Source organism: Paenibacillus guangzhouensis (assembly GCF_009363075.1).
In the GTDB taxonomy this organism is placed as follows: domain Bacteria; phylum Bacillota; class Bacilli; order Paenibacillales; family Paenibacillaceae; genus Paenibacillus_K; species Paenibacillus_K guangzhouensis.
Map to the genome: position 1 here is coordinate 852,091 of NZ_CP045293.1, position 15,570 is coordinate 867,660.

The window sequence follows — 15,570 nt, forward strand, 5'->3', positions numbered from 1 at the left end:
TATGTAACGGGATGGCAGCCTTCGAATTCGGACTTTATATGCTCGAGGGATGATGACGAAGGCTTAACATCTTGGGGGAGAGTCTCATGCAGAACTTGTATTGGAAATGGCAATTCAAATCAGCGCCGTATTGGTTTATTGCTCCGTTCGTGATTTGTTTCATTATCTTTGTTTTTTTACCTTTTACGTATTCGGTGTATCTCAGCTTTAATGAATGGCATGGGCAAGAGACGAAGACCTTCGTCGGTCTTGCGAATTATGTCACCTTGCTGAAGAGCGGTGATTTCTGGCAATCGATTGTGAATAGCGTCCTCATCTTCGTGCTGTATGTACCCGTCATGCTGGCGCTTGCGCTGATCTTCGCGGCATGCCTGAGCGCGACTTGGATGAAGTGGACTGGATTTTTCAGAACGGTATTTTTCATTCCGAATATTACTTCCGTCGTCGCGATCTCCTTTGTGTTCTTGCTGATCTTTAACGCTGACCAAGGAATTCTCAATCAAATATTGATGTCGCTCGGGCTGCTCGACGAGCCGATTCGGTTCTTGGAGACGCCTTGGTGGGCAAGGGTGTCCGTCGCGATCCTCGTCATCTTCCGGTGGACGGGATACAACATGATCTTGTTGTTAGGCGGTATTCAAGGCATCTCAAAGTCGCTGTATGAGGCAGCCAAAGTGGATGGCGCCAATGGTATTCAATCCTTCTGGCATATTACGTTACCACTGATGCGGCGATTGCTTGCTTTCTGTACGATCCTCTCGACGCTAGGTACGTTCTCGCTCTTCACGGAGCCGTTCATCCTAACGGGTGGCGGGCCGAACATGGCGACGACGACACCGGTCGTCTTGATCTACAACGAGAGCTTCAAAAATTTGAATATGGGGTACGCGTCGACGATCTCCATCTTCTTCTTCATTCTGATGATGATTCTATCCTTGGTGCAGCTCAGGCTGTTCCGGGAACGTGACTAGGAGGCGAGGGACATGAGAGTTCAGACGAGAATATTTTCCATCGCCATGTTCGTCATCTTCCTTGAATTCGCGGCAGCGTTCCTCTTCCCGTTCGCATGGATGATCAGTTCTTCCTTCAAGGAGAAGAGCGAAATCTTCGCCCATCCGCCGGTATGGATTCCTGCGAAGCTGCACTTGGAGAACTTCACGATTTTGTTCACAGAGAAAGATTTTGGACGCGTCATTCTGAACAGCTTGTTCACCGCGATCACGGGGACCGTCGGTGGTTTGTTCTTCTGCTCGATGGCCGGGTTCGCTTTCGCGAAATACCAGTTCCGCGGCAAAGGATTGCTATTCGGACTCGTCCTCGCTTCGCTCATGATTCCGATGGAATCGAGTCTGGTTCCGTTGTTCGTGATCTACCGCGATCTCGGCATGATCGACCAGCTGTGGGGCGTCATTCTGCCGCGGCTCACAAGCGCATTCGGGATCTTCTACATGCGGCAGTACTGCATGACGATCGAGAATGAATTGCTCGAAGCTTCCCGAATTGATGGATGCTCAGAAGCGCGGATTTACTTCCGAATTGTCGCGCCGATCCTGATACCTGCGTTCGCAAGCCTCGGGATTATCTTCTTCGTCGAAGAGTGGAACAACTTTTTGTGGCCGACGATCATCCTGCGGTCCCAAGAGAATCTGACACTTGCGGTGGCCATTCGCGCCCTGCAATCCGGTGTTCGAACGCCATATAACTTGATTATGTCAGGCTCGGTCATCAGCGTGGTGCCGATGCTGCTCGCGATCTTCATCTTCCAGAAGCAGATTATCGCGGGGCTGACGGAAGGCACGATCAAAGGATAATGTACTGCACTTGCGGGTGAGGAGGCGTTGCCGCTTGGCCATTCGGAACATGAAGGTACTCATCGTCGATGACGAATTAATCGTCCGCCAAGGACTTCGGGCCACGGTGGACTGGGGGCGGTACGGCATGGAAGTTGTAGCGGACGCCCCCAATGGACTTAAAGGCTGGGAAGCATTCTTGCAATATAAGCCGGATGTTGTGATCACTGACATTGTGATGCCGAAACTCAATGGGCTTGAACTTGCCAGACGCGTGAAGCAGGCGGCGAGCGAGACCCAGATCCTCCTGCTGAGCTGCCACGAAGATTTCTCGTATGCGCAGCAGGGGTTCCGCATCGGCGCATCAGGTTATGTGCTCAAGACGGCGCTCGACGAAGAAGAGCTCGGATATTACTTGCGGCAATTCGAGCAGCAATTCCGGCAGCGCAGTCAGGAGCAAGGAGAGTCGTTGAACGAGGCAAGAGACCGCCAAGCGCAGATCTATTCGTGGCTTGGCGGCTTCACCTCCGATATCGAGGAGCATCTTGCGCGATGGTTCCAGACCGACTGGGCATGGATGCAGGGAGGGTGTCGAATGTACCTGATCCGGTCCGATAGCGAACAGACGCTGAATCCAGCGGATTGGGTGGGTATGGAACAAGCCGTCGGGCTGCCAAACGAACGAATTCCATGCGGGAAGGGGCGCGATCTGTTCCTATGCAAGCCGGAGGCGGATGAGTTGGTCATGTTCCGGCTCAAGGCGGCCAAGAGTCAGAACAAGAAGCTGACCTGGCAGGCGGATGGTCCAATCCACACGCATGAAGCATGGATTCTCATCGTGATGCAGTTGTATCGCCAAGATGAGCTCTGGCGGAAATACGATGTCTGGAATGATGCATGGCCTGAACCGATCACGCAAGCCGTTCAGCTGATTCTGAAGGATGAAGGGAGCAGCATGTCGGTTGCGGAACTCGCGGATGCAGTCGGCTTCAGCCGAAGCCACTTCAGCACGTTGTTCAAGCGGGTCGTTGGCGAGAACATCATCGATTTCCAGAGCAAAATGAAACTTCATAAAGCCGAGTATATGCTCCTCACTACGCTGATGAGTGTGAGTGAGATATCGGAGCATCTAGGCATGATTGACGCCAATTATTTCAGCAAATGGTTCAAGCGTGTTACGGGATTATCCCCGAGCCAATATCGCTCCAGCAAAAAAAACGTCATTAATGAACTGACTTAAGGGGGAAGACACACTGTGATGAAGAACAACAACACGGTACAGCAGAATGATTGGGAGAACTTAGAAGTATTGCACCGCAATCGGATGAAGAGCCATACGTATTTCCACTCCTATTCGGATGCGGCATCCGCATTATCATATGAGCGCGGGCAATCCCCATGGTATCAACAATTGAACGGCATGTGGAAATTCCACTTCGCGGAAGCGCCGCAGCTCGCACCTGAATTCTATCGTACGGACTACGATGTTGCAGGATGGGACGCGATCGAAGTACCGGGCCACTGGCAGCTGCAAGGCTACGGCAAGCCGCACTATACGGATCTGCTGTATCCGATTCCGGTAGATCCGCCGCGTGTGCCGTCGGAGAATCCGACAGGGTGCTACCGCAGGGAGTTCCATGTTCCGAAGCAATGGGACGGAAGACAAATCGTCCTTCGATTCGAAGGCGTAGATAGCGCGTTCCATGTGTGGGTGAACGGGGAAGAAGTAGGCTACAGCCAAGGCAGTCGGCTTCCGTCTGAGTTCGATATAACTAAATATGTTCAATCCGGGCCTAACCAACTATCGGTTAAGGTCTATCAGTGGTCTGATGGAACGTACGTAGAGGACCAGGACATGTGGTACATGAGCGGTATTTTCAGGGACGTGAGCCTCTGGGCACGCCCGGAGGTACAGGTTCACGATTTCACGGTGCGTACCGATGTGACGGAAGATCATGGACATGGCACATTGCATGTCAGAGCCAATCTTGCGAACTTAACAGGACTAGCAGCGTCAGGTTATCACTTGCGCTGTGTCTTGCTCGACGCGTCGGGGCAGGTGGAGGTAGGAACGGCGAAGATGGGACAGATCGCCGTGGTGGCCGGTGCAGAGACTGACGTAGAGGTGAGTATTGAGATTGCGAATCCGCTGTTATGGTCTGCGGAACAACCGAACCTGTACCATCTCGTCATTGAATTGGAAGATGCACAAGGCGGATGCGTCGAATGTATTCCATATCGAGTGGGCTTCCGCACGATTGTCATTAAGAAAGGTAATTTCCTCGTGAACGGTGTCGCGATTCAGCTCAAAGGGGTCAACCGTCACGACCATCATCCGGAAATGGGACGCTATACGCCGCGCGAGACGATGCTGCAGGACGTGCTCTTAATGAAGCAGCATAACATCAATGCGGTTCGGACTTCGCATTATCCGAATGATCCGTATTTCTATGATCTATGTGATATCTATGGATTGTACGTTATGGACGAAGCGGATCTCGAGACGCACGGCTTTGAGCCGCTCGGCAATATTAGCAAGATCAGCGACGATCCAGCTTGGAAGGAAGTCTACGTGGAACGGATGGAGCGCATGGTAGAGCGGGATAAGAACCATCCAAGCATCATCATGTGGTCGATGGGGAACGAATCCGGCTACGGATGCAACTTCGAAGCGATGGCGGCTTGGTGCAGAGCGAACGAACCGACGCGCATCATTCATTATGAAGAGGATCGCGAAGGAAAGTCCGTTGATGTGATGAGTACGATGTACTCGACGTGTGAGAAGCTGTCTACGCTCTGCGAGGCGGATCTCGAAGTGGCCGAGGATATCCGGAAGCCGCGCATCATTTGCGAATACGCGCATGCGATGGGCAACGGGCCTGGCGGATTGAAAGAGTACGACGAGGTCTTCCGCAAGTATAAAGGCTTGCAAGGCGGGTTTATCTGGGAGTGGATCGATCACGGGATTCAACAGGTGAACGATAACGGCGAAGTGTATTACGCCTACGGCGGCGACTTCGGCGACGATCCGAACAACTCGAACTTCTGTATCGATGGCTTAGTGTTCCCAGACCGTACGCCTTCGCCGGGCTTATTGGAATATAAGAAGATCATTGAACCGATCTTCACGGAAATGGTGAATGTAGAGCAAGGCCAGCTAATGATCGAGAACCGGTACGACTTCATCGGCCTGGACCATTTGGAGCTGAATTGGTCTATCCATATTGATGGGGAAGTTCGTCAGAGCGGGACGCAAGGACTGCCAAGCGTACAGCCGGGCGAGCGGGCCGTCATCACGATTGCATACGATGCGAATGCATTAACTGCGGCGAAGGATACGAGAGCGTATCTCACCGTTCGTTACACACTGCGTGCGGATTGTGTATGGGCGAGTAAGGGCCACGAGCTGGCGACGGCGCAATTCGAGTTGCCAGTCATCGCGGGTACGTCCGTGACAGCGGCGGACTATCATGAGCCTCTTCACGTGGAGCAGCGTGGTCAGCGTCTTGCGGTGAAGGGCTACAATTTCGAGCTTGGATTCGATCTCGTCCGCGGGAAGATCGCTTCCTGGCAATATGAAGGCCATGCGATGATCGTGGATGAGATGGGACCGCTGCTCTCCTTCTGGCGCGCGCCGATCGATAACGATATGTACGTCGTACAAGACTGGCGCAAGGCTTACGTGCACAAGATGACGCACCGCATCGACCAAGTGGCGTGGGAGGCGATTAGCCCATCCTCGCTTCGCATCGAAGTGCAAGCGCGCGTAGCGCCAATTGTCAGCGACTGGGGCTTCCAGGTTACGTATGTATACAGCATATCCGGCGGAGGTCACGTACAGGTGGATGTGCAAGGCGCCCCAATCGGCACGCCGCCGAAGATGCTGCCACGCATCGGGCTGGAACTGCGCATTCCTGGCACGATGGACCAGGTGGCTTGGGAAGGCAGAGGACCTGGAGAGTCGTATGCGGACAGTAAGCAAGCGAACCTGTTCGGGACGTATAAGTCGACGGTGGATGATCTGTTCACCAACTATATTTACCCGCAAGACAATGGCAACCGTACCGATGTCACATGGGCATCGCTTACGAATAAACGCGGTATTGGATTCTTCGCAGCAGGTCTGCCGCAGCTGCTCGAGTTCAGCGCGCATCGCTATACGAACGAGGATCTGGAGCAGGCGAAGCATACGACAGACCTTAAGCCGCGCGAGACCATTACGCTGCATCTCGATTACCGTCAGAACGGCCTCGGCAGCAACAGCTGCGGTCAGCCGCAATTGCCGCCGTACGAGCTTCGTCCGGAAGCATTCCAATTCGGCATGATGCTAAAACCTTATTCCAATCAAATGATTTCACCATCTACTTTGCGAAAGGGGTTCAACAACCATGAATAATTCTGCTAACATTTTACGCCTAGATTCGAGAGTTGCTATCGTCACAGGAGGAGCTTCCGGGATCGGTTACGCGACTGCCGAAATGCTCGCGGAGTTCGGTGCGAACGTGATGCTGCTGGATATCAATGAGCAGCTAGGCGAACAAGCTGCCGCGAAAATTCGCGAGAATGGTGGTCAAGCGAAGTTTTATCGCTGCAACGTGACCTCTGGGGAAGATTGCCAGAACGTCGTTGAACAAATCAAAGGCGACTTCGGACGCATCGATATCCTGTTCAACAATGCAGGTGTCATTCGCCGTAAGACGGTCGTTGAGCTCGAGGAGAAGGATTGGGATCTTGTCATGGACGTATCGCTTAAGGGCGCATACCTCCTGTCTAAGTATGCGATTCCGGTCATGGCAGCTGGCGGCGGTGGCAGCATCGTCAACACTGGCTCCGGCTGGGGACTCAAAGGCGGCGATCAAGCGGCAGCCTATTGCGCAGCCAAAGCGGGTGTCGTGAACTTGACCAAAGCGATGGCGATCGATCACGGTCCACAAAATATCCGCGTGAACTGCGTATGTCCGGGCGACACCGATACGCCACTCCTTCGCGATGAAGCGAAACAGCTGGGCAAGGAAGAGAAATCCTTCCTCGTATCATCGGCATCTGGTCGTCCGCTGGAGCGTCTTGGCACGCCACGCGATATTGCAGGCACAGTATTGTTCTTAGCAAGTGATCTATCCAGCTGGGTAACCGGCAGCGTCGTTGTCGTTGACGGCGGCGGCTTGGCATAAACCATAATATTACGAATGAGGTGATCGCATGGAAACGCGTAGAAAAGCTAGTGTACATCCTTATATTCCAAATATGATTCCTGAAGTGCAGCGCCAAATGCTCGATGAAATCGGCGTTGAACGGATCCAGGACTTATACGACATTATTCCCGACGCCATTAAGATGGATCGGTTAATGGATCTGCCTCCTGCCTTATCCGAATTCGAATTGAAACGGGAGATCGACAAGCTGCTGCAGAAGAACAAGAGCGCGAACGAGACGATCAACTTCCTCGGCGCAGGCTGCTGGCAGCACTTCATCCCGGCCGTATGCGATGAGATTAATCAGCGCTCGGAATTCGTGACGGCCTACGCCGGTGAGCCTTATGAAGATAAAGGGCGATTCCAATCGCTCTTCGAATACCAGAGCTTGGTGGCCGAGCTTGTCGATATGGATGTTGTCAATGTACCTACATTCGACTGGGCCCAAGCTGCATCGACATCGCTTCGCATGGCGTCTCGGATTACGGGACGCACGGAAGTCTTGCTTCCTGCGACGATCGATCGCGATAAGCTAATGATTATCGCGAACTATATTACGCCGCAGTTGTCTTATCAGCTCGTTGCGTTTAATGATCCTTCAGGCGAGCTGGATCTTGAAGACTTGAAGGCAAAGGTCGGTCCGAACACGGCGGCTGTTTACTTCGAGAACCCGACATTCCTTGGTACGATTGAATCACAAGGTCAACAAATCGCAGATATCGCTCACGCAGCAGGCGCACTCTATGTCGTCGGCGTGGATCCAAGCTCGCTTGGCGTCTTGAAGCCGCCTAGCCAATACGGCGCAGATATTATCTGCGGCGACCTTCAGCCGTTAGGCATGCACATGAACTATGGCGGGGGTCAGGCTGGCTTCATCGCTACACGGGATGAAGAGAAATTCGTCATGGAATACCCATCCCGCCTGTTCGGAATTGCACCGACGATTGTGGAAGGCGAATATGGCTTCGGCGATGTCGCTTATGAGCGTACTTCCTTCGCACACCGCGAGACGGGCAAAGAGTCCGTTGGTACCCAGACGGCGCTATGGGGAATTACAGCGGGCGTCTACCTGGCTCTGCTTGGCCCTTACGGCATGCAGGAGCTCGGACAGACGATCATGCAGAAATCGCAGTATGCTGCTGACCTGCTTGCAGCGATTGACGGCGTTAAGATTCGTCTACAATCGACCTTCTTCAAGGAGTTCGTCGTTGATTTTAACGGCACGGGCAAGACGGTTCGTGAGATTCATCAGCAATTGCTAGCGGAAGGCATCCAAGGCGGTAAGGATCTCTCGGAAGATTTCCCAGAACTCGGTCAATGTGCGTTGTATTGCGTCACCGAAGTTCATGCGCAAGAAGAATTAGAGACACTCGCTGCAGCCATTAAGACAGCATGTGCTATTCAAGTGAAGGAAGAGGTGGAGTCGGTATGAAACGGATCGTTAGAAATCATAAAGTGAGAAATTTCCATCAAGCGAAATGGGATGAGCCGATCATATTCGAGCTTCACAAGCCGGGTGAACGCGGCGTGGAAGTCCCCCAAGCGGAGGCGATGATTGAATCGATAGTTGGAGACGGGATCTCTCGTATTCCGGATACGATGAAACGTACGGCGCTTCCAGCGCTGCCGGAGATTGGCCAAGCGAAAGTGCTTCGTCACTATCTTAGACTCTCCCAAGAGACGATGGGCTCCGACTTCAACGTTGAGATCGGTCAAGGGACTTGTACGATGAAGTATATCCCACGCATCAATGAGATGATGATTCGCACTCCGAAGATCATGGATCTACATCCGCTGCAAGACGTCAGCAGCTCACAAGGCATTCTGGAAGTATTCTACAAGCTGGACCTTGCAATGCGCGAAATTTCCGGCATGGACAAATTTACATTCCAACCGAGCTCTGGCACGCAGGCTTTGCTCGCGATGGCTTCGATCGTGCGCGCGTATCATGATTCCAGAGGCGAGGGCGAGCAGCGCAATGAGATCATTACGACGATCTTCTCGCATCCATCTCAAGCGGCAACGGCGGTCGTGAAGGGCTATAAGATTATTACGCTTTATCCGGATGCTGACGGCTTCCCAGATATTGAAGAGCTGAAGAAAGTTATCTCTCCTCGTACCGCTGGTTTCGTCGTGGCGAATCCGGAAGATACAGGTATTTATAATCCAAGAATCAAAGAGTTTACGGACCTTGTTCATGAAGCGGGCGGTATTTGCTATTATGATCAGGCGAATGCGAACGGACTGCTTGGCGTGACACGCGCGAAGGAAGCAGGCTTCGATATGTGCTTCTTCAATCTGCACAAGACGTTTGCGGCACCGCATATGTGCGGTGGTCCAGCCACAGGGGCGCTTGGCGTCGTCGATGCGCTGACCCCGTTCCTACCGGGCCCGATCGTAGAATACGACGGTGAGCGCTACGATCTGAAGGAAGTGGGCGACTTAAGTATCGGTAAGGTCCGCAGCTTCCACGGGGTCGCACAGACTGTGCTGCGCTCGTACGCATGGGTTCGCAGCCTAGGCGCGGAAGGCCTGCGTCAAGTGGCGCATACGGCCGTGCTGAACAATAACTATTTGTACCATAAGATATTGAAAATCCGCGGTGCTTCTGCTCCGTATGTCAAAGGAAACCGCTTAGAGCAGGTTCGATACAGCTGGGAGCAAATGACGGAGGAGACGGGGGTAACAACAGAAGATGTTACACGCCGGATGTGCGACTTTGGCCTTCATTACTGGACTAGTCATCATCCGTACGTCGTACCGCAGCCGTTCACGCTCGAACCAACCGAGTCCTACTCCAAAGAGGACCTGGATGAATACATCAATGCCTTACAGCAAATCTCGGACGAAGCATACAGCAATCCTGAGATCGTGAAGACTGCACCGACACGCAGCACGGTACACCGGATCGAGGATTCGAGCTTCGATGATCCGAAAGAATGGTGCATCACATGGAGAGCATACTTGAAGAAGACGACACCTAACGAGTAGTGATGCGCGAATAAGTGCATGCATAGAGCCTAGCTTCTGCCCAATGACGGCATGAGGCTAGGTTTTTTTTGTATTTAGCTGATATCAGGACAAAATAATAATTTACAATATTAGTTAAAAGTGATATCATAAAGATATCTTAGAGATATTAAGGAGTGAGCTGGTATGTTACTTGAGAAGAAAAGTCCTTCTGTGAATGGGTTTTGGGGGTTATTGCTAGCACTTATCGCCATCGGTGTTGGCGTGTACGTCCTCGTAGCGGGGGGCAGTGATTCGAACGGTCTATTGATTGCTTTAGGGGTTGTTCTGGAGGTTGTCGCCTTGATCTTGCTCACGGGGCTCACCATTGTTCAGCCGAATCAAGCGAATGTGATTACGTTTTTCGGTCAATATTTAGGTGTTATACGCGAGAGCGGCTTCTATATGACGATTCCTTTCTCGTCCCACAAGAAAGTGTCCTTGCGTGTTCGTAACTTCAATAGCGCGAAATTAAAAGTGAATGATGTGGAAGGGAATCCAATCGAGATTGCGGCGGTTGTTGTCTTCTCCGTTGTGGATTCGGCGAAAGCGTTGTTTGAAGTGGATGAATACGAGACATTTGTCGAAATTCAGAGCGAGACGGCACTGCGTCACGTGGCAAGCAAATATCCGTATGATGCGGTGGATGGCGCAGGGTTCTCGCTGCGCAGCAATGCGGAAGAGATCGCACTGGAGCTCAGCACGGAGCTGCAGAACCGCTTAGCGATTGCCGGGGTGAATGTGATCGAGTCACGCCTTACACATCTCGCTTATTCGACGGAAATCGCTAGCGCGATGCTGCAGCGTCAGCAGGCGACCGCTATCATTGCTGCTCGCGAGAAAATCGTAGAAGGAGCCGTATCGATGGTTCAATTGGCGATTCAGCGTCTGGAAGCAGATGGAGCGATTGAGCTTGATGAAGAGCGTAAGGCAGCGATGATTAACAATCTACTCGTCGCTGTGGTGTCGGATCGGTCTGCCCAGCCGGTAATCAATACGAGCACGCTGTATTAGAGGCGTAATCCGTACCCATGGCAAGCAAGAAGAAGAGTTTCCCTCTACGCCTTGATCCGACCATTTACGAGGCTTTGGAGCGCTGGGCAGCGGATGAATTTCGAAGCGTGAATGGTCATATGGAATATTTGCTGCGTGAAGCGCTAAGAGAAGCAGGACGGCTTCCTGTGGTGAGACGGCAGCGGAAGGAGGAGGATTCGGATGGTGAATGATTCGAAGAAAGAACAGGTTCGCAAGAAATGGTGGGAGCCGAAGAGCACCGGGATTCTCCGTCAATTCGCGCATGTCTATCACGGAACCTATCACGCCTCTGCTCTGAAAAGCTTCAGCTATACGCCTCAGCATGCATTGGTTAACTCTCGCAAAAGCGCAGGGGAGATCAAGGTCATCATCATCGAGTCAGGGAATAGTGGAGGATCGGCAGATACCGTGGAGATCTCTTATGAATTCAGGCCGCGGCGCAAGCTGGAATTCACGTTGCTGCCGACGAAACGTATGGCGAGTTGGTTGCAGCGATTGCGGCCAACATCGATGCCGAATTCAGCGATGGCGAAGCTGTATCGGGGCAGCTCGTCCCATCCGAGCATCTTCAGATCAGTGCTGAAGCACGAACAGCTGCAAGACAAGCTCCTTGAGCATCCGGATGCGGAATTAAAGCTCAGCATCAAAGATCATAAGGCGAAGCTCACGTATCGTGAACGCATCAAGAAGCTGGAAGAGCATCAGATTGCTGCGGGTGTCGAGCTGATGGAGCAGTTCATCTCAGCGCTGAGGGATCAGAGCGTGATCTATGAGACACGGTAAGCATAGCCAATAACGATATATAACGAAGGGACCGCCTTCAAGTTCATTTTGAACTTCGAGGCGGTCCCTTTTATACGTGGATGATTAGAAAATCGCTTCTGTCTCGACAATCACTTTTACATTCTGAATGCTGCGGTCTTCAGGTCCTTTGACAGGAAGTCCTACTTCCACATGATCCATGATGTAGTTGATGTTCTCTTGCGAGATGACTTCGCCTGGCAGCAGAATCGGAATGCCTGGCGGATAGACGTAGATGAATTCCGCAATAATTCGTCCTGCGGATTCCTTGAACGGAATAACCTCCGTATCTGCGTAGAACGCTTCACGCGGTGTCAGGGAGAGGTGCGGGATCTCTGGGATCTTCACGACCATTTCTTTCACTTCATTGCGATTGTAGAAGGTCTCTGACATTTCACGAAGAGCGCGGAGAAGCGTGTCTACCGACTCCTGATTATCCCCTGGTGTGACCAGACACAGAATATTGTACATATCGCTGAGCTCGACTTCGAGATTGTAATGCTCACGCAGCCAGTTCTCAGCTTCGTAGCCTGTGATACCTAGATGACGGACATGGATCGTCACTTTCGTCGGATCATAGTTGTATGTCGCCTCGCCGCCTAGAATTTCATCACCGAAGCAATACAGACCTGGTACCGAATTAATGACGGTACGCGCATACTGAGCGAGCCGAATGGCTTCCTCTGCAATCGCATGGCCATTAAGCGCAAGGTTGCGACGAGATGTATCCAATGATGCGAGAAGGATATACGAAGTTGATGTTGTTGTCAGCATGCTGATAATCGTCTGTACGCGTTGTTGATTAATGTGGCCGTTCTTCGTGTTTACGTTAAGAATCGAGCTCTGCGTCATCGAACCGCCCAGCTTATGCACGCTTGTCGCTGCCATATCGGCACCAGCTTGCATCGCGGACATCGGCAGGTCCTCATGGAAATGAATCAGTACACCATGTGCCTCATCGACAAGAACTGGAACGTTGAAAGAATGCGCAAGATCTACAATTTCTTTCAAATCGGCGCAGATACCATAATACGTCGGGTTAATGACAAGAACAGCCTTGGCATCCGGGTGCTTCGTGAGAGCCCGGCGCACGGAGCGTGTCGTGATGCCATGATCGATCCCGAGATTCTCGTCACGAGCCGGCGAGATAAAGACCGGACGCGCGCCAGAGAAGATGATGGCGGACATGATCGATTTGTGCACGTTGCGCGGGACGATAATCTTGTCGCCAGGCGAACAGACGGACATGATCATCGTCATGATCGCGCCGCTTGTCCCTTGGACAGAGAATAGCGTGTAGTCCGAACCGAAGGCGTCAGCGGCAAGCTTCTGCGCTTCCTCGATTACGCCAGTCGGCTGATGCAGGTCATCTAGGGGAGCAATATTAATCAAGTCTATAGAAAAGGCGTTATCGCCGATAAATTCACGGAATTCTTGATCAGAGCCGGCTCCTTTTTTATGGCCTGGGATGTGAAACTGAACGGGATTGCTCTCCGCGTGCTGCCGAAGAGCAGTGAACAAAGGTGTACGTGAATGATCCATTCTTTCATCCCAACTTTCTCGAAATAATAAACAAACAAGGAGAAGTATAACAAAAACGTGGGGGAATGCAAGCAATTTATTAGTGGATATTTGGAAGATTTCATGGATGATGTGCAATTTTTCCATCAACTTGGGCCACACTAGTGGAATAGGGTTGCTTACGGACTTGATAAGGAAGACGAAGTTGATAGAGGAGTTGGTTGAATATGGAAAGGACGACAAAGAAACATAAGCTGCGGCAGCTGTTATCTCCGTTTGTGATTGAGCTGCTGGTTATTCTATTTCTTGTGGAATTTGTGAAGGGAGCGCTGCTCGTTACAATTCTTCCCATTTATATGGGGACAGTCCTTGGACTATCAGCTTTTGCGATTGGCTGGGCGTTCTCCCTGCAATATATCGGGGATAATATATTTCGCAGTCCGATCGGTTGGGTGACGGAGCGTGTAGGATACCGCGTCACAATGTTGGTGGGGCTGATCATTACATTTATCTCGGTAGGCCTAATTGCGTTTACCTCGAATTTATTTCTTATCGTATTCGCTTGTCTATTGCTTGGTATTGGGACATCACCGCTGTGGCCCTGCGTCGTGACCGGCACGACACAGGTTGCGGGTGAGAAGGCGCAAGGGACCGTGCTGAGCATCGTTTATGTGGCATGGCTTAGTGGTACCGGCGTCGGCCCGGTCGTGATCAATTTCTTCGTTGCGCACTCGTATGCGCCGGCTTTTCGCGTTCTGTTGATCTGCATGGCTGTTGTAACGATTGTAGCGCTCTTCTTGCCGGGCAGACAGCAGACAGAGGAGATTCATGCCCATGAAGGCAGTTCGAAGTCGATATCCAGCCCAAGTGCGAGACTATCCGTTCAGAATCTATCTAGCAAAGTGCGGGAGACCTTGCGTGAGGTGCGGCGCAATCTGCATGTCAGTTGGCTGTTCTTCTTCGGGCTCTTTCTGCAGACCTTCTCGATTGGGTTGTTAACTCCCGTTATCACGCTTTATGCCAGAACGGTTATTGGTCTAACGCCGGCACAGTATAGTGTTCTGCTGATGATAGGGGGAGGGATTACGGTGCTGGCCCTTATCCCGATGGGAAGGTGGGTGGATAAGATCGGAACGAAATGGTTCTTGCATATTGGGTTTGGTATAACGGCTGTCACGTTATTTATCTTTGCGACAGCGCGCTCGATGTTCCTGGTCTATATCCTGGTATGCCTAATTGGGGTCGGCTATGCGCTAATCGTTCCTGCTTGGAATGCTTATATTGCATCGGTGATTCCGAAATCGGAGCGGGGGGCGGTCTGGGGATTCTTTCTTACGATCGAAGGGTCTGGGATGGTCGTTGGTCCGATTATCTCGGGGAGACTGTGGGACATCCTAGGTCCGCATGCGCCGTTCTATGGCAGCAGCTTGGTGTTAGCCTCGTTGTTCGGCATCCATTGGTATATGACGTCAAGATCGCGTTCGAAAGTGACGGCCTAATTTGCAAAATAAAAGGCAGTACGGTGTCCTATCGTGGGAACTGTACTGCCTTTTCATCTATGTGGGCAAAGATCAGAAAGCGAGTCGATATAGCGGAAGCAGCTGTTCGAAAGTATGTTCGATCGTACGGAGCAGCTTCTCGCCGTCGGCAAGTAGTGGATTATCGCGATCAATGCGCAGACCGCAGAGCACTTCGGATTTCTGGATATGCTGCAATTTGTGAATGATCGTCTCGAACGCCTCGTCATTCATCTCCGTATGCGGCGTTCCTTCCGGCTTCATATGATCAAGCGACCAGAAGTAGTTCGCTGGAATCGTCTCGCGTACTTCCTTAAGATGCTCAGCAAGATGCTTCGCGAACACCTTCTTATTATCGCTCTCATAGATGACGGCGAAAATAATAAAGAGATGCGACCCGAACATGCCAACTTGAAAGTGCGGGTGGGCTTTGTAGCCGCGTTTGTTGTTTGCCCATGCGACCCAAGTGTCGTTCGGCGGGTTGATCGTGCGTCTAGCATGTTTTGCGACGTGCGGGAACATCTCTTCGCCGCAGAGCGCCGTTAGATGGGACGCAAGCTGGTTACCAAGCTCGGTAAGCTTTGGACGCACGCGCTCGATTAAGGCGCTCATACGCGCTTCTAGCCCTGAAATAGCGAAGACATTAAAGTCTTCCGCAACAAAGTTTGGTATCGATTGTGTATTGGTTGTCATGATGAGGTTAGG

13 protein-coding genes are annotated in these 15,570 nt (G+C 51.8%); 11 read left to right on the plus strand and 2 right to left on the minus strand.

The genetic code is table 11. The features are described from left to right. Positions 1–86: 86 nt before the first annotated feature. The 10 genes from GCU39_RS03610 (at position 87) to GCU39_RS03655 (ending at position 11,809) form a co-directional block, all read left to right on the plus strand. Positions 87–971, plus strand: a complete 885-nt coding sequence (locus tag GCU39_RS03610) for a carbohydrate ABC transporter permease (protein WP_152392254.1) — start codon at positions 87–89, stop codon at positions 969–971. 12 nt (positions 972–983) lie between these two features. Beyond that, a complete protein-coding gene (locus tag GCU39_RS03615) occupies positions 984–1,811 on the plus strand; it encodes a carbohydrate ABC transporter permease (RefSeq protein ID WP_152392255.1) in 828 nt (275 codons plus the stop codon). Positions 1,812–1,845: 34 nt separating this feature from the next. Next, entirely contained in the window at positions 1,846–3,030 is a 1,185-nt protein-coding gene (locus GCU39_RS03620; protein WP_152392256.1) for a response regulator transcription factor, read from the plus strand. Between the two features lie 18 nt (positions 3,031–3,048). Beyond that, complete coding sequence (ebgA, locus tag GCU39_RS03625) at positions 3,049–6,186, plus strand: beta-galactosidase subunit alpha (RefSeq protein WP_152392257.1); 3,138 nt, start codon at positions 3,049–3,051, stop codon at positions 6,184–6,186. After that, the gene (locus GCU39_RS03630; RefSeq protein WP_152392258.1) at positions 6,179–6,961 is read left to right on the plus strand and encodes an SDR family NAD(P)-dependent oxidoreductase; all 783 of its coding nucleotides are present in this window, start codon (positions 6,179–6,181) and stop codon (positions 6,959–6,961) included. The genes ebgA and GCU39_RS03630 overlap by 8 nt, the downstream gene beginning before the upstream one ends. 28 nt (positions 6,962–6,989) lie before the next feature. Continuing rightward, positions 6,990–8,414: an aminomethyl-transferring glycine dehydrogenase subunit GcvPA gene (gcvPA, locus tag GCU39_RS03635; RefSeq protein WP_152392259.1), complete on the plus strand. Its 1,425-nt coding sequence runs from the start codon at positions 6,990–6,992 to the stop codon at positions 8,412–8,414. Further along, positions 8,411–9,973 (plus strand): aminomethyl-transferring glycine dehydrogenase subunit GcvPB, encoded by a 1,563-nt coding sequence (gene gcvPB / locus GCU39_RS03640; protein ID WP_152392260.1) that lies wholly within the window; start codon positions 8,411–8,413, stop codon positions 9,971–9,973. The genes gcvPA and gcvPB overlap by 4 nt, the downstream gene beginning before the upstream one ends. Positions 9,974–10,138: 165 nt before the next feature. Next, the gene (locus GCU39_RS03645) at positions 10,139–11,005 is read left to right on the plus strand and encodes an SPFH domain-containing protein (protein WP_152392261.1); all 867 of its coding nucleotides are present in this window, start codon (positions 10,139–10,141) and stop codon (positions 11,003–11,005) included. A gap of 17 nt (positions 11,006–11,022) precedes the next feature. Continuing rightward, a complete protein-coding gene (locus tag GCU39_RS03650) occupies positions 11,023–11,217 on the plus strand; it encodes a type II toxin-antitoxin system antitoxin (protein ID WP_152392262.1) in 195 nt (64 codons plus the stop codon). Continuing rightward, complete coding sequence (locus GCU39_RS03655; protein ID WP_152392263.1) at positions 11,207–11,809, plus strand: hypothetical protein; 603 nt, start codon at positions 11,207–11,209, stop codon at positions 11,807–11,809. Before GCU39_RS03650 ends, GCU39_RS03655 begins: the two co-directional genes overlap by 11 nt. A gap of 84 nt (positions 11,810–11,893) precedes the next feature. Here the strand turns inward: GCU39_RS03655 and GCU39_RS03660 are convergent, their stop codons facing one another. Next, on the minus strand, positions 11,894–13,369 hold the full coding sequence (locus GCU39_RS03660) for an aminotransferase class I/II-fold pyridoxal phosphate-dependent enzyme (RefSeq protein WP_152392264.1): 1,476 nt from the start codon (positions 13,367–13,369) through the stop codon (positions 11,894–11,896). Between the two features lie 206 nt (positions 13,370–13,575). Here GCU39_RS03660 and GCU39_RS03665 point away from each other — a divergent pair, with 206 nt between their 5' ends. Beyond that, positions 13,576–14,847: an MFS transporter gene (locus GCU39_RS03665; RefSeq protein WP_152392265.1), complete on the plus strand. Its 1,272-nt coding sequence runs from the start codon at positions 13,576–13,578 to the stop codon at positions 14,845–14,847. Between the two features lie 72 nt (positions 14,848–14,919). Here GCU39_RS03665 and GCU39_RS03670 read toward each other — a convergent pair whose 3' ends face one another. Beyond that, positions 14,920–15,558: a YktB family protein gene (locus GCU39_RS03670; protein ID WP_152392266.1), complete on the minus strand. Its 639-nt coding sequence runs from the start codon at positions 15,556–15,558 to the stop codon at positions 14,920–14,922. Positions 15,559–15,570: the final 12 nt, after the last annotated feature.

Bases quoted from the DNA above. Each gene is read 5' to 3' on its own strand.
- ebgA (WP_152392257.1), top strand. From the start codon at position 3,049: ATGAAGAACAACAACACGGTACAGCAGAATGATTGGGAGAACTTAGAA.
- GCU39_RS03655 (WP_152392263.1), top strand. From the start codon at position 11,207: ATGGTGAATGATTCGAAGAAAGAACAGGTTCGCAAGAAATGGTGGGAG.
- GCU39_RS03670 (WP_152392266.1), bottom strand. From the start codon at position 15,558: ATGACAACCAATACACAATCGATACCAAACTTTGTTGCGGAAGACTTT.
- GCU39_RS03610 (WP_152392254.1), top strand. From the start codon at position 87: ATGCAGAACTTGTATTGGAAATGGCAATTCAAATCAGCGCCGTATTGG.
- gcvPB (WP_152392260.1), top strand. From the start codon at position 8,411: ATGAAACGGATCGTTAGAAATCATAAAGTGAGAAATTTCCATCAAGCG.
- GCU39_RS03630 (WP_152392258.1), top strand. From the start codon at position 6,179: ATGAATAATTCTGCTAACATTTTACGCCTAGATTCGAGAGTTGCTATC.
- gcvPA (WP_152392259.1), top strand. From the start codon at position 6,990: ATGGAAACGCGTAGAAAAGCTAGTGTACATCCTTATATTCCAAATATG.
- GCU39_RS03660 (WP_152392264.1), bottom strand. From the start codon at position 13,369: ATGGATCATTCACGTACACCTTTGTTCACTGCTCTTCGGCAGCACGCG.
- GCU39_RS03665 (WP_152392265.1), top strand. From the start codon at position 13,576: ATGGAAAGGACGACAAAGAAACATAAGCTGCGGCAGCTGTTATCTCCG.
- GCU39_RS03615 (WP_152392255.1), top strand. From the start codon at position 984: ATGAGAGTTCAGACGAGAATATTTTCCATCGCCATGTTCGTCATCTTC.
- GCU39_RS03645 (WP_152392261.1), top strand. From the start codon at position 10,139: ATGTTACTTGAGAAGAAAAGTCCTTCTGTGAATGGGTTTTGGGGGTTA.
- GCU39_RS03650 (WP_152392262.1), top strand. From the start codon at position 11,023: ATGGCAAGCAAGAAGAAGAGTTTCCCTCTACGCCTTGATCCGACCATT.